The 20953-nt window shown below is 58.1% G+C and carries 16 protein-coding genes; 6 read left to right on the plus strand and 10 right to left on the minus strand.

What is annotated here, in order from left to right; genetic code table 11:
- Positions 1-736 precede the first annotated feature (736 nt).
- From AC6A67_RS16130 to AC6A67_RS16140, 3 genes are all read right to left on the minus strand, one after another.
- Positions 737-1213, minus strand: a complete 477-nt coding sequence (locus AC6A67_RS16130) for a DUF6998 domain-containing protein (RefSeq protein WP_498037586.1) — start codon at positions 1211-1213, stop codon at positions 737-739.
- 5 nt (positions 1214-1218) lie between these two features.
- Positions 1219-2199 (minus strand): hypothetical protein, encoded by a 981-nt coding sequence (locus tag AC6A67_RS16135; protein ID WP_498037587.1) that lies wholly within the window; start codon positions 2197-2199, stop codon positions 1219-1221.
- Between the two features lie 490 nt (positions 2200-2689).
- Positions 2690-5191 carry a TIR domain-containing protein gene (locus AC6A67_RS16140; RefSeq protein ID WP_498037588.1) on the minus strand — a complete coding sequence of 834 codons (2502 nt, stop codon included), beginning with the start codon at positions 5189-5191 and terminating at the stop codon, positions 2690-2692.
- Between the two features lie 341 nt (positions 5192-5532).
- On the opposite strand from AC6A67_RS16140, the gene AC6A67_RS16145 reads away from it, so the two are divergent.
- The gene (locus AC6A67_RS16145) at positions 5533-6678 is read left to right on the plus strand and encodes a YecA family protein (protein WP_498037589.1); all 1146 of its coding nucleotides are present in this window, start codon (positions 5533-5535) and stop codon (positions 6676-6678) included.
- Positions 6679-7090: 412 nt separating this feature from the next.
- On the opposite strand, the gene AC6A67_RS16150 is transcribed toward AC6A67_RS16145, so the two are convergent.
- The gene (locus tag AC6A67_RS16150) at positions 7091-8410 is read right to left on the minus strand and encodes an McrC family protein (protein ID WP_498037590.1); all 1320 of its coding nucleotides are present in this window, start codon (positions 8408-8410) and stop codon (positions 7091-7093) included.
- Positions 8407-10914: a DUF8426 domain-containing protein gene (locus AC6A67_RS16155; RefSeq protein ID WP_498037591.1), complete on the minus strand. Its 2508-nt coding sequence runs from the start codon at positions 10912-10914 to the stop codon at positions 8407-8409. Before AC6A67_RS16155 ends, AC6A67_RS16150 begins: the two co-directional genes overlap by 4 nt.
- A 265-nt stretch (positions 10915-11179) precedes the next feature.
- Between AC6A67_RS16155 and AC6A67_RS16160 the strand changes: the two genes are divergently transcribed.
- Positions 11180-11812: a tyrosine-type recombinase/integrase gene (locus tag AC6A67_RS16160; protein ID WP_498037592.1), complete on the plus strand. Its 633-nt coding sequence runs from the start codon at positions 11180-11182 to the stop codon at positions 11810-11812.
- A gap of 180 nt (positions 11813-11992) precedes the next feature.
- Here the strand turns inward: AC6A67_RS16160 and AC6A67_RS16165 are convergent, their stop codons facing one another.
- Positions 11993-12898 (minus strand): LysR family transcriptional regulator, encoded by a 906-nt coding sequence (locus tag AC6A67_RS16165; protein ID WP_498037593.1) that lies wholly within the window; start codon positions 12896-12898, stop codon positions 11993-11995.
- 97 nt (positions 12899-12995) lie between these two features.
- On the opposite strand from AC6A67_RS16165, the gene AC6A67_RS16170 reads away from it, so the two are divergent.
- The gene (locus AC6A67_RS16170) at positions 12996-13325 is read left to right on the plus strand and encodes a YybH family protein (RefSeq protein ID WP_498037594.1); all 330 of its coding nucleotides are present in this window, start codon (positions 12996-12998) and stop codon (positions 13323-13325) included.
- Complete coding sequence (locus AC6A67_RS16175; RefSeq protein ID WP_498037595.1) at positions 13322-14110, plus strand: SDR family oxidoreductase; 789 nt, start codon at positions 13322-13324, stop codon at positions 14108-14110. Before AC6A67_RS16170 ends, AC6A67_RS16175 begins: the two co-directional genes overlap by 4 nt.
- Positions 14111-14335: 225 nt before the next feature.
- Here the strand turns inward: AC6A67_RS16175 and AC6A67_RS16180 are convergent, their stop codons facing one another.
- Together AC6A67_RS16180 and AC6A67_RS16185 are read right to left on the minus strand one after the other, a co-directional pair.
- Entirely contained in the window at positions 14336-16330 is a 1995-nt protein-coding gene (locus tag AC6A67_RS16180; RefSeq protein ID WP_498037596.1) for a VIT domain-containing protein, read from the minus strand.
- Complete coding sequence (locus AC6A67_RS16185; RefSeq protein WP_498037601.1) at positions 16323-16685, minus strand: MerR family transcriptional regulator; 363 nt, start codon at positions 16683-16685, stop codon at positions 16323-16325. The genes AC6A67_RS16180 and AC6A67_RS16185 overlap by 8 nt, the downstream gene beginning before the upstream one ends.
- 383 nt (positions 16686-17068) lie before the next feature.
- Here AC6A67_RS16185 and AC6A67_RS16190 point away from each other — a divergent pair, with 383 nt between their 5' ends.
- The gene (locus tag AC6A67_RS16190; RefSeq protein WP_498037597.1) at positions 17069-18091 is read left to right on the plus strand and encodes an HNH endonuclease family protein; all 1023 of its coding nucleotides are present in this window, start codon (positions 17069-17071) and stop codon (positions 18089-18091) included.
- The gene (locus tag AC6A67_RS16195) at positions 18088-18678 is read left to right on the plus strand and encodes a class I SAM-dependent methyltransferase (protein ID WP_498037598.1); all 591 of its coding nucleotides are present in this window, start codon (positions 18088-18090) and stop codon (positions 18676-18678) included. The genes AC6A67_RS16190 and AC6A67_RS16195 overlap by 4 nt, the downstream gene beginning before the upstream one ends.
- Before the next feature lie 336 nt (positions 18679-19014).
- Here the strand turns inward: AC6A67_RS16195 and AC6A67_RS16200 are convergent, their stop codons facing one another.
- Both AC6A67_RS16200 and AC6A67_RS16205 read right to left on the minus strand, forming a co-directional pair.
- On the minus strand, positions 19015-19512 hold the full coding sequence (locus tag AC6A67_RS16200; RefSeq protein ID WP_498037599.1) for a terminase small subunit-like protein: 498 nt from the start codon (positions 19510-19512) through the stop codon (positions 19015-19017).
- A gap of 278 nt (positions 19513-19790) precedes the next feature.
- A partial coding sequence (locus AC6A67_RS16205) for an AAA family ATPase (protein WP_498037600.1) occupies positions 19791-20953 on the minus strand: 1163 nt, incomplete at its 5' end.

Genomic DNA, 20953 nt, shown 5'->3' on the forward strand with positions numbered 1-20953 from the left:
TCCACACTCAGGCTGCGTCGACGAACCCGACGTCAGCGCCCCAGCGTCTGGGCGCATGGCGCAGGTTGTCGTTGCCTGGTGCGCCCCAGAGCGCCCCGGGTGACGACTGTCGGCCTGCTGCTGGTCGGTTGCAGGGCGCAGATCAGGTGCAGCATAACCGCCTGCCCATGCATGCCGCGCCGGTCACCCCCGGCGCGGGCGCGCTCATACGCTTCAGGTCTCGAACACCCGCCTTCAGGGCTGGATTTGGCTCGCCAGGGCTGATCCCGGTTCATGCAGAACGTCGTCTGGATTTGTATCAACAAAAAAGACGAACTGTGAGATCGGATGGCGGAGGGAGCGTCCTCGCAGTGTTTGTCCAACTATTTGAAAGCATGCAGTATTTTTCGGAGGGTCGGGTGCGGCCCTAGCGCCGGTCCTAGCGATAAAATTCATGTGGATTTTTGCTGGAACTAGTCGGCAGCTTTGCGCCCCATTTCGGTCGAACATGGTCCTTGGCAGTAACACTGGAAGGCGACATTCCTCTGTGCTCCAAAGTGTCGGAGTAAGGGGGGAAGGCGATTGGCTGCCTGCTTATTCAGCGTGCCTTTCCTGACGGCAATGAGCACATACCGCGCAATGTCCGCGAGCCGGCTGCCCTACAGCGGCATATTTGATGACTGTCAGATTTCCTGCCAAATCTTCCGATCCGACACCGGTCCGGCAAGCTCCGCTCGTCCAAAAGGTCCTGGTTTCCTCAAACATTGCTATCTATCCTCTTCAGCCGATCCGCGTCTGCGACGCGCATGTCTGCCTCCCTAATCTGCCGTTTTGTCAACGAACGCTGGTTGCGAAATACAGTCGGCAGAGAGGCCGTAGCTATGTGCTCTGGCCCATTGAATACGACTACGCCGCGAGAGTTCTCGAAATCGAGGTCGAGGAACAGCAGGTGATCGGCCTTCGTCTCCGTCTGACGGAACGCAGGTCCATTGCCTGTGCCTGTCGCTTTGACTTGGACGGTCCGGCCGTCCGGAGCATAGCCGTCTATGCCTGCCATCGATCTTGCATTGACCAGACGGATCCCAAAAAGTTCGACGGCAATTGCTTCGCCCAAGTCCCCGACGAGGTTACCGTCGAGCGTAAACTTAAGACCGACCGCCATGTAGTGATCGCGCAGCTTGTTACGCGCGGCGACGAGATCGGCGATAGCCAAGGGCAATTTGAATTCAAGCATGATCGTTACCGTGGAATAAGTTCTTCAAACGCTTTGGTCATCCAGTCCTCACGCTCACGGCCGTGCTGTTGCCAAAAATCATGAAGTCTGCCCCTGTCTTCCGTCGCGACCATCGGCTTGTCCAAATTCTCGAACACATCATGCTGGGGTATTGGGATTGGGTCAGCGAGCCATGGCTGGTATAGGAGACCTACCGCAATCGCATGATAAACACCGATAAGCAGGTAATGCGCTCTGGCGAAGTCGTCGAGTGCCATGCCGTTGCGCAGGTTGGCAGCCTGCGACCGAGAGAATTGGTCTGCCGCGTGCGCAATGGACTTGTGGCGCAACGCTAGGATATCCGCGAAGACCGGATCGTTAAGGCTGGAATTCATTCGCTCGAACACGGCGTCGTCGATAACGTCGTCGCGAGACCGCGCCAGCGGATCTTTCCCAGACAACCTGTCGAATTCTTCATGCAGCCTCCCAGCCATGAAGCGTTGCGACTGGCCGTTGTCCAACCACATGGCCGCATGGGCGTTCTCGATGGCAGGTGCAGGAGATATCGCCCGTATATTCTCGTAGCTGTACGGCAATCCGTCGCGCGCAACGAATATCTCCCGCGTGAGCAGGCATTTATTCGCCTGGATTTCATCGACTAGTCGGCGGATCGAGTTGACCTGCTTTTCCGGCGTTCTCCCGCCCCGCTCGATCAAGCGAGAGATCGCGATGACCTGTCCCGCAACGTATCCTCTGTCGAGCAGAGAAGCGACGATGCCGGATGTAGCCGCGTCGCCGCGGTCCATCGAGAGTCGACGCGCCTCGTTGAGCGAGCGCCACTTCGCGTCCTCGTCCATCATTGTAAGGATCTGCTGTGTCACGGAATTCTGTTCGTCGCCATTGAGAGCGTCCATCCAGGCATCGGCCTTTGTCCGATAGTCGATGAGCAGCTGAATTTGAACGACGTCACATTGATCTACAGCTGTTTTCCAATTTCTCGAATTCATTCCATACCTCGTGGAGCAAAGTATCGCAGAGCGAATCCTAAATTAAATTAGCAGTGCTCAAATTGGAGTTTCGAACGTGGCGCTATCCCGAAATACAATACTCCACATCGAGGCGGACCACGCCGAAGATGCGACCCTTCAGGAAGTGAAAATTTCAGGAGAGATTTACAAATCTGTAGCGGCAACAAGGCGGTCGTTCGCGGAACAGCTGCTAATCGAGCATTGTCGCCCCCAGCCAGACGGACAGCTTGCGGCCCCGTAGCGGCCCGGCAATTCGCGATGGGTAGCTGCTTGGCAGCAATGCGCCCCGTTCCGGTCGGTAATGGTGCCTTGCAGGAATATCAGCAGCCGCCATTCCACTCTGTGCCTCCACACATCAGGAATGGGGTGGGAATCTATCCGCCCGGTAGCGACCTGCCAAAGTCAGCTTGGTGCCAAAGCGGACGTTGGCCGAGGTCCCAAGCGATAATGGGACCGGCAGACGCGCGGGTTATCGGCTCTTGGCCATTTGAACCAGCTCGATATCCCGCACCGCGGCATCTCGTTCTTTAGCCGTGAACACCGCGTCATTCCGGTAGATATCCTTCGCAGGGCCATACTGACCCACCTCGACCAAGTAACGCGAATTTAACTCCAAATAGGCCCGGTAATTGGTTCTCCGCTCCCCGGGAGCTGTAGCGTTGACCTTGTCCTTGAGCCAGCCTATTACTTCTGCGGCTTGTGCCCAATTTCCATCCTCCAATAAGACATTTGCGTAAATGCGACGAGGCTCGAAAATGTTCGGTGTTCGAGAGATGGCATCCATAGCAAGTTTCCTAGCACGCCCCCTATCTCCACCGACTAGTTCTATCTCTGCCTCGCGCGTGGTGTAGAATGAACGTCCACCTTCATTTCCGACGCCACTCAGCACTTCCATGAGGCCCCTCACCTCCTCACTATCCTTGACCTTCTCACCCAGCTTGCGGGTGAGAACGGCAACAAGAATGTCCAAAACGTAGGCATTGCTCGACGAGATGCTGAAAGCTTCGCGCGCATAGTACTCCGCGTCGTCCAGTTTACCTCTCGATAGGCAAACTGCCGCCAGCTCCCTCGCCGTCGCATAGTTTCCTGGCGACAGGTCATAGGACTCTCGAAAGTATTCTTCGGCCGACGGAAGATGCCCCTTCATGCGTTCATTGAAGCCTTTCAGGAATGCAACATTGCTGCGAGACCATTTATCCGACGCGACATTTGATAGTCGAGCGATGCCCGCCGCGAAAGTCGCTGTGTCGCCGATCCTAGCAGCAGAGAGACACATGAACCGGGAGGCTGCCACTAGTGCGGCGCGAGTTAGTCGGTTGGCCGACTTTACGGCTTCCTTCGAGAGTCGAATGCACTCTTGATAGTGCTTCTGGTCGTAATGACGTTTCGCCATCCGCACGTAGTGGGACGGGAGTAGGAAAACGCTGGCGTACGTATCGTTGCCGACTTCTATCGACGACAGCACAGCAGCATCGATGAGCGAGATCGGTGCAGTGCCCTCGTCCAGCCTTAGAGCCAGAGTCTCCGCCAACTTGCCGAGCGCCGCCTTACGCTTGTCTTCCGGAACGGCCGCGCGTTTGTCGCGCTCAACGGCAGTACGCATTACCGGGGAAACGGAAAACTCGTCCCCCGAGTGTTCTAAAATGTGCAATTGGGTCAGGCGCAGCACACTATCGGCCGCTGCCGCAGACTCCAGAGCCAACGCCTCGACTATCGCTTGAAAATCGAGTGCAGGGATATACTTCAACAGTCCCAACAATTCCGCTTCTGTTGCACTAAGCTCGATACGCCCGAGGTACTCAGAAGATCGACGGTGCTTCCACTCGATGAACTCGCTAGGGCTCGCAAGGAACGGCGCGAGCCCCATGTACACCACTTGTTGCACTATCTGGTAGAAGTTATACGGATGGCGGTCAGATAGCTCGACAAGGTCGGAGATTTGCTCAGCAGTTGCTGAGATCCCTGCGTCGCGCAGAAGCCGTTGGGCCAAACGAACCGCTTCTTCGCGAGTGAGAGACTTAACTGCACAGAAAGCGATATCGCCCTCAGAACGACGGGCCCTGAAAGGTACCATCCGTGGCGAAATTATCGATACGGGTGGGTGAGGACGGGTCTCAAGATGATCGAGAATCATGGAGATCTCGCGATATGGTGCACCGCTATCATCGAGGACACCACCTGAATCTACTATGAAGGACGACTCACGGGATGCGAGGAGCGAGTTCAGTAGCGCCGCTATCTGGCGAGCCTTTCCAACGGCATCCGATGCACCAAACGCATGTAGGCGAGTAGTCAATTCACGTGCCGTCATAGCCGGTCGGACAGCAGAAAGCGCCTTCCGAAAGATTTCATCGTGTCCGTCAAACTCTTCAATCTTGATTGACGGAAAGGCTAACCCGACCTGCGGATACTGATTTTGAAAGAATTTCTTGACTAGCGTTCGGCGACCCGTTCCAAAATTGCTCGATACGTAGAGCGCTTTCTGACCGGGTCGAGATGGGTCAATGACTTGGCTCTCAAGCTCCTTGAGGGATTCCTCTCGCCCGATGAAAGGATGCGAGAATTGATCGTCGGTGGAAGCTGCAGCTACCAAAGCGCCTTGCACCAGCCAAGCAGCCGACTCTAGGCTGGGCACTCGTCTTACGATTGAAAATAGCTTGACGTCCTCAGAGGCCATGGCAAAGGCGTGTTCGTCAATACAGATGGCTAGAAATCGCTTCACATGCCCGCGAGCGAATAACTCAGTACCGAGTAGAATCTCAAATTGAACGTATGGCGCGGTTACCGAGTCCGCCGACAAGAACAGAACGAATAGATCGCAGCGCTTCAGCGCTTCAGCGATTACGCTGGAATTAAGCAATCCTGCGTCAAAGGTCTGCGAGTCGAGCTCGTATGTGCCAGGCTTCAGCAGCTCGGCAACTCGCTCGACGAAACCCTTGTCTTTCGACGAATGAGAAAGAAATGCGCGCATAGTTCGCCCCCGTTGCTGATATGTTTTCGTATGGGGCGGCAGCAATGTCCAGCGGTGAGCGTGACGTGGTAATCCCCCCATTTTTAATCGGGCACATTCGTAGAATTCAGGCAGACAGGAAGCCCGGGTGGCTCAAAAAGGCTATGGCGTGGCTTGGGCGCAAGTGACCATGGCTTCGACTCCGGTTGCCCGTGGGACCTGAAGCGTCACGGCCAACCATTTTTTATGCGTTGGGCGTACTCCAAGGGAACAGTGTGAGTACGCAACAGCTGGGTCGAAATGGATCTCCTTTCGCCTTAAAGCAAGGCGCGACTACAGCCCATGGCGGGTGATTCGAAGAGGTGCTGGCATTGAAGAAACTCGGGCGCAACGATCCTTGCTGGTGTAATTCCGGAAAAAAATACAAGAAATGTCACCTGGACCGGGTCAATCAGGAAAAAGACAACCCGTGGGATGCCGTCGCGGTAAACAAGAAAGCATTTCACAAGAAGAAATGCGCCGCCCACAATACCGGTCTCGGTATTTGCGAAGGCCGCGTCATCAAGGCCCACACGGTCTCGCGCGGTCCGAACCTAGCCAAGATCGCACGCAACGGAAAAGTGGTACGATACTCCGCCGAGCCATCCCTAATGAGGAAGAACGGTGGAAAAATAGCACCGTCTGAGGTCGGTATATCTGACGCTTCTGTGTTTTACGGGTTCTGCGCTCACCATGACCGCACGCTCTTCTCATGCATCGAGAATGAGGTATTCACTGGTCGACCTGACCAGTGTCTCGCAATTGCCTACCGAACAATGAGTAGGGAGTATTACGGGAAGCACGCGAGCAGCCACATACGAGAGACGTTGCGGGGTGCAGACAAAGGGCGCTCGCTGCCTGACCAGGTTCAACTCCAGACAGTGCTGGATCTCATCGACCAAGGCAACGAGTTAGCAAAGAAGGACCTGCAGGGCACCCACGACAAGCTCACGAAGGCCATGGTCGAAAAGACCCCTAGCGTACTGAAGTCGACAATCATCGAATTCGAGGGCACCCTACCATTCATGGTGGCAGGGGCTTGGTCGCCATTCACCGATTTCTTCGGGAATGAGCTCCAGAAGGGCTATGTCGAGGAACAATTGGAGCAAGTTTTCATTTCGAGTTTCGCCGACGCGACTTGGAGTAAGGTTTGCGTGTCGTGGTTGGACGGCCCGAAGGCCCCCGGCAAAGTTATTGCTGATCAACTCCGCGGCTTAGAGGACGAACAGCGAGCGAGCGGCTGCCTCCAGCTCTTCGCGAAGCATATCGAAAACATTTTCTATTCACCCGAATGGTTTGAGACGCTTTCCGTCGTTGAACGCGATCATCTGTACAAACTGATGATGAGTGGCGTTGACACGCTTGGTAGCGTTCCAAACGCTGAAATGAGGCTCGATCTGAAGTTCGGTCTGACTGGAAACTCGCGCATTTTCCTTCCACCTAGTGGAGGTTCTGCGGCTTCACCTTGAGCCTGTCGATATCAAGTTCTGGTAGGTGGACATCCGGTGAATCACCAAATGCGCGATGCCTCATGCCCTGTCACAAGGCTGGGGTCTTTAGGTCCCGCGATGGCTTCTTTCCGTGATTCGCCGACCCCAAGCTGCCATTCCGCTTCCGGCCCCAAAACAGTCAGGCAACAGTCCGCCGATATCGCTATTGAATGGCTCATCGGCGGCCCAGCCGGCACGAGCCGACAGACCCCGAAATTCCAGTTCTAACTGGGCTGGAAACGGGGGCAGGCTCAAATCCGACCCACAGATTCCAGTTTTAACTGGCCTAGATTTGGGGGCATGCTCAACAGACCCCAAAACTCCAGTTTTAACTGGATTGGAAATGGAGGCAGGCTCAAAAGAAGAACCAGCTCTGAATCTCGCGCGTGTTTCATCCAGATTGTCGCGCTATACTAATGGCCGGCTTAAGGCATTCATTGATCAAATCCCGAAGGACAATGCCGTGATCCCGTTGCGGGCGCGCAAGGTCGAATGTTGCCACAAAAAGTGCCTCTTCGGAGTCGCGCGCTGCGATGGCATAGCGCCGACGGAGCGGATCAGGCGGTAAATCTGCATGATGCGGGTAGAGCAGCATGACGTTAGGGCAGTCGTATAGCTGGCCATAGGCCATTAGCTGATACACGTCCGCTTGACTCATGCCTTGCTTAGGATCCTCAAATTGAGGGGTCATACGTTTCCACTTGGTGTCGATGATGAGTACGATCTGTTGATCTTGCCGGATGATAAGGTCCGGACGAGTTCGGAACCGGCCCGTGTCGGCCTCGTAGAGACAGTCGCGGTACCCACCCTGTGGCGTGACGCGCAAACCCTCACCTGCAAGCGCACGCGAGAGGGTCTTAGCAATATACTGCTCGAACAGAACATTCATCTCGAAGAGCAGTGAATGCCCGTCGATGTTTCCTGCGCTCGTCTGCTGATGTCGGTCCGCGAGCAACAGTCGCGCGATCGACATGAGATCACGCCAGCGCCTGTTCGTACGATCGAGGATGATCCGGTCCCACTGAAGTGCATTGGGAGGAACATAAGCGACTTCCGTATACACGAAGGCCAGTTCCCGCAGAGCTCGCTGGTTATCGGGCGCTACAGCCAAGCGTGAAAGCTTAGTGATCGCTGCGCGCATCACCTGATTGAGTAGAATATCTGGCGAAAGCGCGTCGAAACGGCATGCAAGTTTTTGGGGAGAGATCGCAAGGGTGGAGAACTGCCGGGTCACGTCCAGACGCCCTCGCAAGGCAGGGAGGTCGTCCTCATTCTCGAGATAGTGGCGCGGGATACCCTGCCGAACTGCGTCAGTGAGTCTGGCGCAAAAAAGCCGAATGAGGCACTCCAGCACCGTATCCCTCTGCCAGCTAAGCTGTGTCAGTTCTCTAACTTCAAGCGGTAAATCGTGGACTACCGCTAGCATGTGAATCAGTCTACTGCGCAGCGTGGCATTCGAAATACTCGTTTCACAGCTGCCTTCGATCTTCGGCAGAATCTCGATTTGACAACCGGGTGTAGCGATCACACCCACAACACCACGCGCGCGCAGCCCCTTGCGGCCGTGCTCCAGCACGCCTTCTCCATCTCGGCCGGAAAATGCCGAGGCCTGCGCCACCGCTACAATGCGGTCCGCTTCCGCTTCAGGAATCGAAACATCGTCCGTCCCATAGCCGATGCGCTCCCATTCGCGTATCGTGCGGCTAATCATCCGCCTGCAAGCCCTCGGTAGTCGAATCCTTCGCTTTCCGAGCGCACTTCCCAACGGAACCTCGTCGCGCCTCCGAATTCGATCCCAGGCGGTGCCTTGAGTACCGAGCGCTTCAGAAAGCTGCCGGAAATCGCTCCATCATGGGATTCGAGATCACCCAGCACCGCTGCGATCTTTGCCCAGTCCTCGAAAAAATACTCGGCTAGAAGTGGGATTACCTTGTGGCGCATCACTTCATCGACATCAGCGCGCGAAGTGCAACCTGTAAAATACGCGTGCCCTATCTGATGTTCACGGTCGTGGAGATACTCGATCCGCTCGTTAATGAGCGCAAGAACACGCGGTAGATCAATCCCGCATTTCTTGGCAACGGCAGTGAGAACAGACGGGTCAGGCATTATCTCCAAGAAGGTGAACCGCCGTCGCAGAGCGGTGTCGAGGAGCGCTATCGAACGGTCGGCGGTGTTCATGGTGCCGATGACGTGCAGGTTAGGAGGCACTCCGAATTCATCACCCGAATACGGCAGGCGAACCTTAAGTGCATTGGGCTGATTTAGCCGCTTATCGGGTTCGAGAAGAGTGATGAGTTCGCCGAAGACCTTGGAAATATTGGCCCGATTGATCTCGTCAATAATCAACACAAACGGATCAGGATCATTTACCCCATCCGTCCGCTGACTGTTTATGTAGCGTTCAAGAGCGGGAATGTTGAGTTCGCTTTCGTAAAGCAAATAGATTGACTGCTGCATAAAGCGACGACTGTAGATCTCACTTACCGGGACCCCGTCTCGATCCAACCAAAGCCAACGCACAGCGCGCCTATGGGCGTAGTCACCCTCAGGGCGAGGACAAAACTCGTAATCACCTGTGAATTCGCCGATCGCCCGAAACCGTGAATTACCCTTCGACACGATGACGATGTCGCCCTTACGGACCCAGTTACGGAACCTGAAGGGCATCTGTACTGCCCCAGACCGGGGCTCTACATCGGCGTAATCGCCACCTTTGGTCTTGCATGCCTGGAGAATGGCTTCTCGGCTCGCGTATTTGTCATCGCGCCAGTCGATATCTGCGAAGCCAAGAACCGTATAACCACCTTCAATAGCTTCCTCAAAGAGGTGCGCATCCTCTGAGTTGCCTGCCTCACCAATCGACATCTTAAAAATCTGTCGACCTGCGGTGCTGATCGCGCTTTCGCCTGATGGGCGCCCCCGGCTGGATTCGGCGCGTTTTGCGATGCGACGAAAGATCCCCGGAACGGTTTCCAGACGAAAACCTGCTGAAGTCGTCGAATCGCCTTCCTCTGAACTGGTCATTGGTAGCCGACCTTCGACAAAGTCCTCGTATGACATCGATTGGTGGAAAGTGATGAACTCAATACGACCTGCCGCCATAAGCGTCTGATAGGTCGCCATAAGCGTTGCGCGGTCCTGCGGTACTGGCTCACCACACAGCCGCACTGCTTCAGCCGCGGTCCTGAAGGTTTTCCCCGTTCCAGGGGGGCCATAAAGAATGAGGTTCATAGACGGCGTTTCCTTCTTCGTCTCAGCACTTGTTCTGCCACCTCCTTTTAAATCCGCTGTGTCGACGACGCAGTCTTGTGGTGGAACGCCGATTGCCTGCGCGATCTCGGGATCGAGCTCATACCGGACCAGTTTGTCTCCACCGTAGGTCAGGTAGTTCGCGGATCCACCCGAGAAGGCCTTGACCCGCGAGGCCAGCCCCTCAATCAGCATTGCACGGGCAACCTCGCGAATGTCTTGGGTTTCATCAGATTCGTCTACGCTATTTCCTGCGCCTCGCGGCTTGATGCGGAAGGCAGAGATTCCGGTCGACCGATTTAAGTTCCTGACCGGCCGGTAGGACTCTCCAACTGAGTCGAAAAGGACGAACGAGCGATCGCAGCTGGGCAGCGGCAACTCCCCGACCATGAAGCGAAATACGGTAGCTGGACTCTTCTCGGCTCCCAACCGGCTGGGTGGAGGAACCCGCGCCAAGTCCCGAAACTTCTGCCCGGCGAGGGCTTGGCAGATATTCGGCCATCCCTCATTTAGCCCAAGGGCCGAATTCACATCGCGTACAAGCACGTCGACGTGCTCACGCCCGTCCTCAACCGCCGGTTCGATGTAATGCTCTAAAACAAAGTGCCGTATGCGGTCGGCATCCTTGAATGCACCCGGAGGGTCTCCCGCTAGAAACCGTCCATACTGACCGAGCCAAGAAACCCAATTTGAGAGTCGTTTATACGGCCTCTCGGAATCGGGCATCAGAAGCCGGTAATCGTGCCCACCAGCACGAGCGTCTTCACGCATCTTCCGAAGACGGTCGCGCAACGCTTCGAACCTGTCCGCCATCCAAACTTCGTCGAGGTCTTGATGCAACATGCCGAGAGCGCTGAGATTCCGTTCGATGGTTCGGACAGCATAAGCGCGTGAATTGCGTCCAGCTTCCGTTTGGGCTCCGCCCTGTTCAAGCCATGTCCTGAATTCGTTTTCTTTATTCATTTCTCAATCGCGCCGCCTGCCACCATTGAAACGACACCCTGCCGAACGATGACGCCTTGTGCGAGGGATCTCACAACACCGTCAACCACAGATGCTATCACTCCGAATTTACCCGTAACTGAAATCCGGCTTGAAGTTGGATATGGACTATTCGGCAAGCGGTGTGGAGTGGCAGGTATCCGAATGTCGTTGCCTTAAACCGGTCCGTCCGGAAACGGCCCCGTTCCGTTTCCCTCTTGGCCAAACATGGCCGAGGAGAAATGACATGGGCTACTCACAATATGATGCAGCAGCACGTGGGCGCGCTGCATGGAATGCAGGAAAGGCGGTCGGGGCTAAGCGCCCTCTGACGCAGAAGCAAATATGGGCAATCCGCTTCTTCCTGGATCGGGAAGGTCGGATTCGAGATCGCGCACTTTTCGACCTTGCCATCGACAGCAAGCTTCGCGGCTGCGATCTGGTCAAGATCAGAACGGGAGACTTGGTAACCGGTTCGGAGATCCGAACGCGAGCGATGGTTGTGCAACAGAAGACGGGGCGTCCGGTCCAATTCGAACTAACCAGCGATGTGCGTGCCAGCCTGCTGGCGTGGCTCGAAAGGCGGGGCGGAACGGTCAATGACCATGCATTCCCGAGCCGGATCAATCATGCCCACCATATGAGCACCCGGCAATATGCCCGTCTGGTTGACGAATGGGTCACTGCCATTGGTCTTCGAACAGCGGACTATGGCACCCATTCGCTACGTAGAACAAAGGCTGCGATGATCTACAAGGCGACCGGTAACCTGCGCGCCATCCAGATCTTACTCGGACATACCAAGATCGAGAATACCGTGCGGTATTTGGGGGTCGACGTTGAAGACGCGCTCCTCTTGGCAGAACGAACTGAAATCTGACGCTGGAGCGGTCATCTGCGAGCAGCGGATGACCGCTTCACACAATGGCAACATTGCGCTTGGAGCGCTGAAGGGGGGTGGTTTGCAGACTGTGGGGTGCGGTGACGGTCCGCAGCAATAGCAGGCAGTCCGTGGGCCGGGAGCGACAGCGTCGCGCACCTTACTGGCCGCGTAGGGATGCTAGGCGAGCTTTCCTGCGGTGAAATCACGTGCGAGTGCAATAAAGGCCTGGAAGGCGGCTGAGGAGTTGCGGCGATTATAGTAGTAGAGACACAGCGGCTCGAGCGGCGGCGCCCAGTTTTCGAGAATGCGCACAAGGCGTCCCGCAGCGATATCTTCGCGGACATCGGACTCCATAAGGTAGCCAATCCCCAAACCGTTCGTGATCGCGATCCGCGCCAGCGATGCCTCATCTAGTGTGATGTGGCCGTCAACGTCGAGCTGCAGCTCTTCACCCTCTTTTTCGAACCGCCATCGGAGTACGGCCCCATCGGGGAGCCGCCCGCGAACACAGGGGTAAGACAACAGATCCCGCGGCACTTGGGGGATGCTCCTGTCTTCCAGGAAGCCGGGGGATGCGACGACCGCGATACTTCGCGCTTGGCCCAACGGTATGGCGATCGCATCGCTGGGCACCAAGTCCTTGCTGCGCACACCCAGATCAAAGCCCGCCGCCACGACATCGACAAGCCGCCCTTCCGTAACGATGTCGATATGAACCTGCGGATAGCGCTGGAGATAGGTCAGCACCAGAGGCGACATGATCTCGCGCGCGGCTGTCGCAAAGGCATTGATACGCAAGGTTCCAGATGGCGTCTCCTGTTGGGAGCGCGCCGTGTTCATCGCTTTTTGGATGTCCTCTAGCGCTGGCTTGATCTGTGCAACGAAGATCCTCCCCGCATAGGTAAGCGCGACACTGCGGGTCGTGCGATTGAATAACCGCACGTCGAGCTCGCGCTCAAGCTTGCCCACTGCGTTGCTGATCGCCGTGGTCGACATGCCGAGTTCGACAGCGGCGGCACGAAACGAGCCGCACCGAACAATGGCCAAAACCGCTTCGAGTTCGATCAGTGAATGACGCACCATTATCCCGATTTCCGTGACACCCTATGTTGAGTTGTCTCGATTATCAGGGGAAAAGTCCATCACTAAGTTGGCGTCATCACCAACAGGGAGATGACTAATGTCGCTGAACTTAGCCAAGCCAATCGCGGACTTTATCGACGCAAACGCCCGTCTCGACATCGAGGGCATGATGAAGCCGTTCTCGCCCGATGCGGTCTTCATCGACAACGGCAAACATTTCGAGGGAGAAGCGGCGATCCGCCATCTGCTCGAGAAAGAAGTGCTTCCGGTAAAGGCGATTTTTAGGCCTGAAACGGCACGGGAAGAACACGGTGAAGTCGTGCTTGAAGGCCCCGGTCACGGCGACTTCCCGGGCAGCCCTATCCACTTTACGTATCGCTTCACGCTGGCTGAGAACGCCATCAAGACCCTGAAGGTTTCTGTATGAGTGTCGAGGCAAATCCCACCGAGTTCGCCGGAAAGCGCGTGCTCGTCAGCGGTGGCACTAAGGGTTTGGGCCGCGCCACCGTCGAGCGCTTTCTGGCCGGCGGAGCCAGTGTTGTCACCGCCGCCCGCACCATTAGGGATCCGATCAAGGGCGTTGAATACGTCGAGGCGGATCTGACCACTACAAAAGGTGGTGAAACGCTGTTCAAGGCAGCGCTTGAGCGTTTCGGCGGCATCGACATCCTTGCCCATGTGATCGGTGGTTCGGCTTCCCCGGCGGGTGGCTTCGCCGCGCTGACAGATGATCACTGGCTTGCCGAGCTTAACCTCAACCTACTGGCGACAGTTCGGCTCGATCGGCTTCTGATCCCGCAGATGCTAGAGCGGGGCGCAGGAAATGTCGTGCACATTACCTCGATCCAGTCGGTGCTGCCGCTGCCTGAATCGACGACAGGCTATGCCGCCGCGAAGGCGGCGCTCAGAACCTACAGCAAGTCGATCTCGAAAGAGGTCGGTCCCAAGGGCGTGCGGGTCAACTCGGTCTCGCCGGGCTGGATCATGACCGAGGCCGCCGGCGACTTTCTCGAAATGTTGCGCGATGCCAACGGCGGAACGATCGAGGACGCGCGGCAGTCCGTGCTGGGTGCGCTGGGGGGCATCTCGATCGGCCGTGGAGCCGAGCCAGAAGAGGTGGCCGACCTCATCGCCTACCTTGCCTCCGACCGCGCTGCTGCGATCCATGGCGCTGAGTTTGTCATCGACGGTGGTACGATTAGGACGGTCTAAGGGCAACTCCCCGACGCTGCCGTAGACGGGACCGCCGGGCGCTGACCCGATCCCAAGCGCCAAGGGATCGGCGGCCGGTCATAGGCAGATCCTGACTGCCTTTGAACGGCCTAAATGGGGTCGGCTGCGGAACGGCGGCATTCACAGCATTTCGCTCGCAACCAGACGTGCCGCTTCCGGCCCCGGAGCTGCCATGCGCACCACGCTACTGTTCCGTTATGCCGGCTAGAGGCCCAAGGCTGCCTCCGCCTGCCTCACAGCTGCCGGATCGAGGCCCTTTAACACTGATCGGGCAAAGCGCGCTGAAGTCCATTTCCACACGCCAAGCGACCTAGCCATGAGTGCCAGCACCACGGTAGAAGCGCCGCGCCCGGGGCCGCTTAGCGCTAGGACCTCTGGAAGTTTCGCCGCTTCACGCACGGGATTGGCGATGTATGGAGGCAACTGGCTCAGGTCCCCTAGGCGGAGCGCCTCCGGGGCATGGGCCCAGTCAATACGCCCGGCGAGTGCGGCAAGAGATGGTTTTCCCACGTCGGTGCCGATCCGGGCAAGGGAGTACAGGACGCCCGGTATTGCCTCCATCGCACCCGGGGACATCGAGTACAGCCGTGCCGGCTGATTTTGGCCGACATTGCGAAGCGAACACAGCGCCGCCACTCCGGACCCGCTTGCAGCCATCAACGGTATCTTGCGGCACGCGGGGAGTTCCTCCTGGGCCTCGCCAGCGGCATCGACCATGACCAGGCTGGTGAGGTGGCAGACAATGCCATGATCGACCGCTACGACTGATGCCTGCTCTTCTGATAGTCGGGGTAATGCCACCGCTGCAGCCAGGGCACCGACAGCATGGGCAAAGGGGGCCGGCTCAACAGCATCCTTATCCGCGGACCATTCTGCGCCTACCAGCGCGCCGCCGATGGAGATCGAGACCTGTGAGGGCGGCCATGAGCTCACTGCAAAATCGATTGGCCGCCGGCGGGCCGAGGCGATGGCAGAGCGCACGGCATCAGCCGGATCGCTGTCTCCAGTCGCAAGGAATATCTCACCGCCGGTGAGCGCCGCAAGGCGCCCGACGTTAGCCTCCAGCGCGTCGTCACCGACCAGCACCACCGTGAACCGCCGTCCACTATTGGCGAGCGCCTGAACGTCGAGCGCATGGCTCAGACCGTCGGTGACTACAATAATCTCCCGCGCCGCTGAACCGGCCAGCGCATATTCAATGGCCGTGCCGATCTCGGTACCGCCCTGAGGCTGACCCAGTCTTTCTATGGCTTTGGCCAATGAGACTTCTGCCTTCGAGACGCGCTCGCACGTGTGGTCGAACTGCCAGAGCTCTATCCGATCACCGGGATGCAGAGCCCGCGCCGCCTCTGCGAGGCCAGCCTTGACCGCTTCGTGTTTGGACAATCGACCGCCCGGGCCTAGCAGGGAGGCTGCGCTTCCCATGGAGCCAGACCGGTCAACCAGAACCGCAGCGTCGATATCCGCTCCCTCGATGGCATCAGGCGCGACAGAGACAGTCGCGATTCGTCCGTCAGCCGCACTGCCGCGGCTCACCCCCCAGACATCGCCCGTGACCTCGATATCCACGGGCGCATCCAGCCGAAGCCTAGTCTGCCCCTCAGCCAGGCCACGAACCCTGACGTCTGCACCGCCTGCGTCGACCTCAATCTCCGCTTCATGGGTCACTTGCGGTGAAGTGATCAGGTCGTCGGCGTCGCCGAGCGGCGAACAGCCATAGACATCCCCCAAAGTGGTGGGGATCCGGAGAAGTGCCCTGGTCCCGCCCTGGGACTGCAGCGGCATGATCCAGCGATGGGTGACGGTGATCTCGGCTCCCGGCGGGATGTGGCCGATCGACAGCATATGCACGCCGCGAACCAGTTCCTCGTGCAGGATCGACAACCGGCCCTCGTCGATGCCCTGCTCATAAGTCTCCCGCGCTACAGTCCGCGGCTCAGCACGGGCAAGTAGTGTGCGTCCCCCGATGTCCGCGGAGAGGTGGCACAGCGTGGCGTGGATCGGCACCGGGAAGGTGATGGTCGTCTCGATCGAGGTGTCCGCGCTGTTGCGGAAGCGCTGCTCACGGTTCACGAGAGCCAGCCCGCCGCGGATCGTGACCCGCATGCGCTCCCCAATCAACGGCGTGCCGGAGTGAGCCGGGCAAATTCCGCTCAGGTGCTGGGCGACGACTTGCGAGGTTTCATAGGGGCTAAGCATCCGCGCCATCCTCCGGAGCGATCAGGTCGAGGGCCTGTTTGAGCGAGTGAAGTATCTCGTCCGGCTTAGGTGGCCGGACGATTTTCTGCGGATCGATGATCAGGGTGATCCCCGGGGCGACCTGCACGGGCACGCTGTCACGCGCCGTTCCCGCCACAATTTCCTTCACCCGCGAGGCGGACAGGCCAAGCGCGCGCAATGACAGGTAGCGCCGGATGCCGCTGAGGTGATCTTCGCCATAGTCTGCATTTGCCCGACCGCCGCGTGGCGGTGGAATGACGCCCTCTGCGACCAGAAACCGGACAAAGCGCGCCGTGACGCGTTCGTCCTCTGCGCTGGCGATCAGGTCTTTCATGATCACTTGGAAACGCCTTTTGACAGTACGTGTGTCAATATCTAGGGGCGGCGCAGTCGGGCGTCAATCTGTTTTGACACTAAAATTGTTATAACGGCGGGGCGCTATCTGTCGCCAGCCGACATACCGACTTGTCTGAGGCTGCGGCGGAGCAAATCCCAACGTCGCAGTCGCCAGCATGCGCCTGCCGGGTCATCCGTGCCCTCAAGAGCGCAGCCGTTGGGTTGGTCGCCGCTATGCCGCTGAACCAACAGCTGACTTCGCCGAGGCTGGAAGACTCGAAAGAGCTGGCGATTTCGGATCTGTACTGAGAGACTGAGCTGGCGGGGGGAGGCGTCGCTGGCTAACCAACTAGATGCCGCGAAGCCAACGGGGGGAAGTTCGTGGGCGGTTTCCTTGAGTTTCAGCCGACGCGCCAAAATTACTGGCGTGCCATCATCCTGTTCGGTCGCAATGTAGCCTCGTATAAATTTGCGCTCGCGCAGAGTCTCTTGGAATTGCGTGACCGGGGCAGCGACTTGGTGCGGATTGATGACCTGGCCGAGCCATTCGCGCGCCATCTTTGCGGGCATCTGGCGCTCGCTCCCAAACAGTCCACCTCACCCAGCAGTCGTTTCCTGAAGGCCTGCAGCGATTTCAATCAGGGGGCGCTATCGAAAAACGATCTCGTTCTCGTCACTGCACAGCTCGGCTTCAACCACGTCCTTGACGCGTTTCACGTGGTGAACCAGCATCCCGTCGATCTGCGTTTCTTTATCGACGAGAGGAAGGAGAATGGGGGAATTCGGCTGACAGACGACATGCTTCATCTTCAGTCGGATGGGGATGTCAAAGACTTGGAGCGCGAGGTTGAGGGGCGTTGGCGGCTGGTCGAAACGGCCTGGGATCTCGGAGTATCCCGCCACCTCGTCATGATCGACCATGATTCTGCACTCCAGATGTTCACAACCTTGCGGGCCACTCGCAGGGTTCCGGTGACATCTTCGCGAAGCGCGCTCAATGGTTACCAGAAAGGGAGATGCTTCTACTGCTTCGAGCCGATCTCAACTGATCCGGCGGGTGACCGCTGCGCCGACGTCGACCACTTTCTTCCCCATGCGGTTGGAAGCATCCTCGAGGGGGGCTACGTCAATGGCGTGTGGAATCTCGTCTTGAGCTGCCGCGAATGCAATCGGGGGCCGGAAGGGAAGTTCGCCCTTGCCCCGTCCCTGATACTACTTGAACGACTGCACACCCGAAATGAATTCCTGATAACGAGCCACCATCCGCTTCGTGAGACGCTGATCGCGCAGACCGGGGCTACTGCGCAGGAGCGGAGGGCATTTCTGCAAGCGCGTCACAGCGAAGCTATAGCTGTTCTCATACACACGTGGGAGCCCCGGATAAGGGCGGAGCGAGCATTTTGACATCCTCATCCTACTACAATGACAATGCGGATGCGTTCATCGCGCAGACAGTCCATGCGGACATGTCTCCAATTTATGCCCGCTTTCTTGCGCATATTCCCCTTGGTGGTGCCATCATAGACGCTGGTTCAGGCTCTGGACGTGATGCTGCTTGGTTCCGGGCGGCAGGCTATGATGTCGAAGCCTTTGACGCTTCGCCCGCGATGGTTCAGGCGACGCGCCGACATGCCCAGGTTCCCACTACGCATATGACGTTTGAGAATCTCGAGTTCGCGCGGACTTATGATGGGATCTGGGCGTGCGCCTCATTGCTGCACGTCAGGAAATCGGAACTGGGCGACGTCCTCAGCAGGCTGTTGCAAGCGCTGAAGCCCGATGGCTGCCTGTACTGTTCGTTCAAACAAGGGAGTGGCGAGCGAAGGGTTGAGGGCCGGTATTTCAACGACATGAATGAGGAGCATCTGCGCGCGGTCGTGGAGCAGGCGTCCGGGCAAGTGCTTGATCTATGGACTACCGGCGACGTGCGGGCTGACAGAAGCCGGGAGCGCTGGATGAATTCCTTGCTCCAGCGGCGTCCAATGAAGTGATCCGCGTGTCGTGACTGGTGTCGGACTGTGCGCCCCTGTCCGTCCTGCCACATGTCCCAAAGGCGCGCGGACCACTAGAGGGTACTGCAGCCAGCAGTCCTTCAAACGTGCTTGTTCGCAGCGCCGGGATCCTCAAACTACGCCGAATGGCGCATCCCGCGGAAAGGCCGGGACGGTTCACACAGCTTGACTTCCTCGGCGCAGCATCCGGGGCGTGCTCCGCGTCGCCACCTCGCCCCGGTTGTGCATGTACAGGGTCGCCGCTGTTGCTGCTCTAAGCGCGCGCGAGAGGAGGCTATGCAGCAGGTGACGTTTAATGCTCGGTCTGTAAGCGTCCTAGCGGCGTTGAACTGGCGTCAGCGCGGTCCCCTGAATGCTCTGGATTAAATCGGCCAGCGGGTTCGTTGGCTGGACGCCGTGATCCAGCCCAACGCGCTCACCATACTTCTTTGGCTTGAGCTTGGCCGCGATCCATTTTCGGGTATCGATCCGCAGCCGGGAACGTTGAACATGCTCCCCGTTGAGTTTGTAGCCGGCTGCGACGCCATCCTTGTCGTGGACCTCCATCCAGTCGTTGGTGGCGTCGTCGGCGATGTCGAGGATCTCCTCCACGAGCACATCAGCAGCCTCGGCTTTAGCCCTCGCGTACTGCTGCGAGAAATCGGGACGTTCCCGGAGCCACTTGAAGACAGTGCTCATGGAGGGCATCGCCTCGTCGCGACACACGGTGCGCATGGACTTTGCACACGCGATCTCGGCGCAGATATCGTCGGCGATCCCTTGAGTGAAGCTGGATGGGCGGCCTTTCGTCGGCGCATGACCAGAAGCTGGCATTGTTCTCTCGGCCTCCTCGGTGGCTGGGTTTAGGGCGAAGCGGAACTCTTTGTACGATATGTTATACCATACCACACTTCAGGGTGCGGATAGCCGAGCGCCGCGGACTGGTGCATCACCGGCGGCTGTTCACCTCAAAAAACCTCGCCTCGTGAGCCTGCTCCTGTCGATACGTCTGGGAAGCGATCAGCACTTCGTCGACATCCCCTTATGCTCCCACCACCACCACCCCCCTTATATAGAAGGGGGGTGGTGGTGCGCGGAGCATCCGCGCGTGGTTACCCATCTGGGGGATCGTCATCAAGCGTGGTGTCCCCATCGCAGATGGGTTCGATATACGGGCGCTCCTTGCGGCCCGGGTGCCTGTGACGAACAATGCGCAGTTCTCTCGCGCGGACCAAGGAATCGAGCAAAAGTTTGAGCTTTTTCTTATCTTTAACTGCATCCCACCCGAGTGCTTGGGCGGCAGGGGTGCCTGCCCAGTCGCTGGCTTGCGAATCCGCCCCCCATGGCCCTCCAGCCAAGGCGCTCTTCACCTTCTCCGCCGTTCCAGGGTCGATGGCTTCATCATTTGCCGGCCATTCCCAGCGAGTGACGACACCGACGCTGTCGCCGCCGAACGGGAGGACGCCGTTCCCAAGATCGACGGACTCCATCTTGAACCATTTGGAACGGGACGCCGCTGCCGACATGTTGGCCTTGCCCATGGTTTCACGGAAGTAGCCTTCGGGCGCGTCAAGGCCAGCCTTACCAGCTTCCGAGGTAGTCATGGGATTGAGCGCGCGCGCAACGCGCACAGCAGAGAGCAACGAGGAAGCGCCGCGAGCAGCTTCCACCGTGACCTCCTGATCGTACTGGCTAAGCTTGCGGGAGTGATGAACTAGGCCGATGGCCGCATCCGTCTTGTCCGCGATGTACGCGAACTGGCGGACGACAGCGTCAATTGCACCATTGTCGTTTTCATTGACGTGATGGGTTGAAACAAAGGGGTCGACAATAAGGACATCGATCCTGTTGGCCCGGATCGTCTGGATGACCGCATCAACGATTGGGGCATGAATCTGCAGCCCGCCCTTAAGCTGGTTAGCAACGATAATCTGGTCCTCCCTTCCGGAGTTCACAAACAGCTCGCCCTGGCAGTCTTCTCTCCGGATGTCATAGCGGCTGAAGGTCCCTGCGATGCGGCGGTTCAACTCATCGAGCGGATCCTCGCCATTCCAGAGCCAGACGTTCAGGGGGTGGCTGATGGGATCGCCAAGCAGCGGACGTCCGCTCACCATCGCCACAGCTTCCGCAATGGTCAGGCTCGACTTGCCAAGGCCGCCTGGAGCAATGGTGGCTGAAGCGTAACGGCGGATGTAGAGCTTGCCGTACAGCCATTCACGGCGAGGCATCTTCGACGGATCCGGCCAGTCGTACGGTCGGGCCTCGATGATGGGTG

It is taken from the genome of Camelimonas sp. FR25, assembly GCF_059740505.1.

Excerpts from the sequence above, each read along its gene's own strand:
- AC6A67_RS16180 (WP_498037596.1), bottom strand. The coding sequence starts at position 16,330 with ATGCTTAGCCCCTATGAAACCTCGCAAGTCGTCGCCCAGCACCTGAGC.
- AC6A67_RS16155 (WP_498037591.1), bottom strand. The coding sequence starts at position 10,914 with ATGAATAAAGAAAACGAATTCAGGACATGGCTTGAACAGGGCGGAGCC.
- AC6A67_RS16165 (WP_498037593.1), bottom strand. The coding sequence starts at position 12,898 with ATGGTGCGTCATTCACTGATCGAACTCGAAGCGGTTTTGGCCATTGTT.
- AC6A67_RS16185 (WP_498037601.1), bottom strand. The coding sequence starts at position 16,685 with ATGAAAGACCTGATCGCCAGCGCAGAGGACGAACGCGTCACGGCGCGC.
- AC6A67_RS16150 (WP_498037590.1), bottom strand. The coding sequence starts at position 8,410 with ATGATTAGCCGCACGATACGCGAATGGGAGCGCATCGGCTATGGGACG.
- AC6A67_RS16200 (WP_498037599.1), bottom strand. The coding sequence starts at position 19,512 with ATGCCAGCTTCTGGTCATGCGCCGACGAAAGGCCGCCCATCCAGCTTC.
- AC6A67_RS16140 (WP_498037588.1), bottom strand. The coding sequence starts at position 5,191 with ATGCGCGCATTTCTTTCTCATTCGTCGAAAGACAAGGGTTTCGTCGAG.
- AC6A67_RS16135 (WP_498037587.1), bottom strand. The coding sequence starts at position 2,199 with ATGAATTCGAGAAATTGGAAAACAGCTGTAGATCAATGTGACGTCGTT.
- AC6A67_RS16175 (WP_498037595.1), top strand. The coding sequence starts at position 13,322 with ATGAGTGTCGAGGCAAATCCCACCGAGTTCGCCGGAAAGCGCGTGCTC.
- AC6A67_RS16160 (WP_498037592.1), top strand. The coding sequence starts at position 11,180 with ATGGGCTACTCACAATATGATGCAGCAGCACGTGGGCGCGCTGCATGG.
- AC6A67_RS16130 (WP_498037586.1), bottom strand. The coding sequence starts at position 1,213 with ATGCTTGAATTCAAATTGCCCTTGGCTATCGCCGATCTCGTCGCCGCG.
- AC6A67_RS16170 (WP_498037594.1), top strand. The coding sequence starts at position 12,996 with ATGTCGCTGAACTTAGCCAAGCCAATCGCGGACTTTATCGACGCAAAC.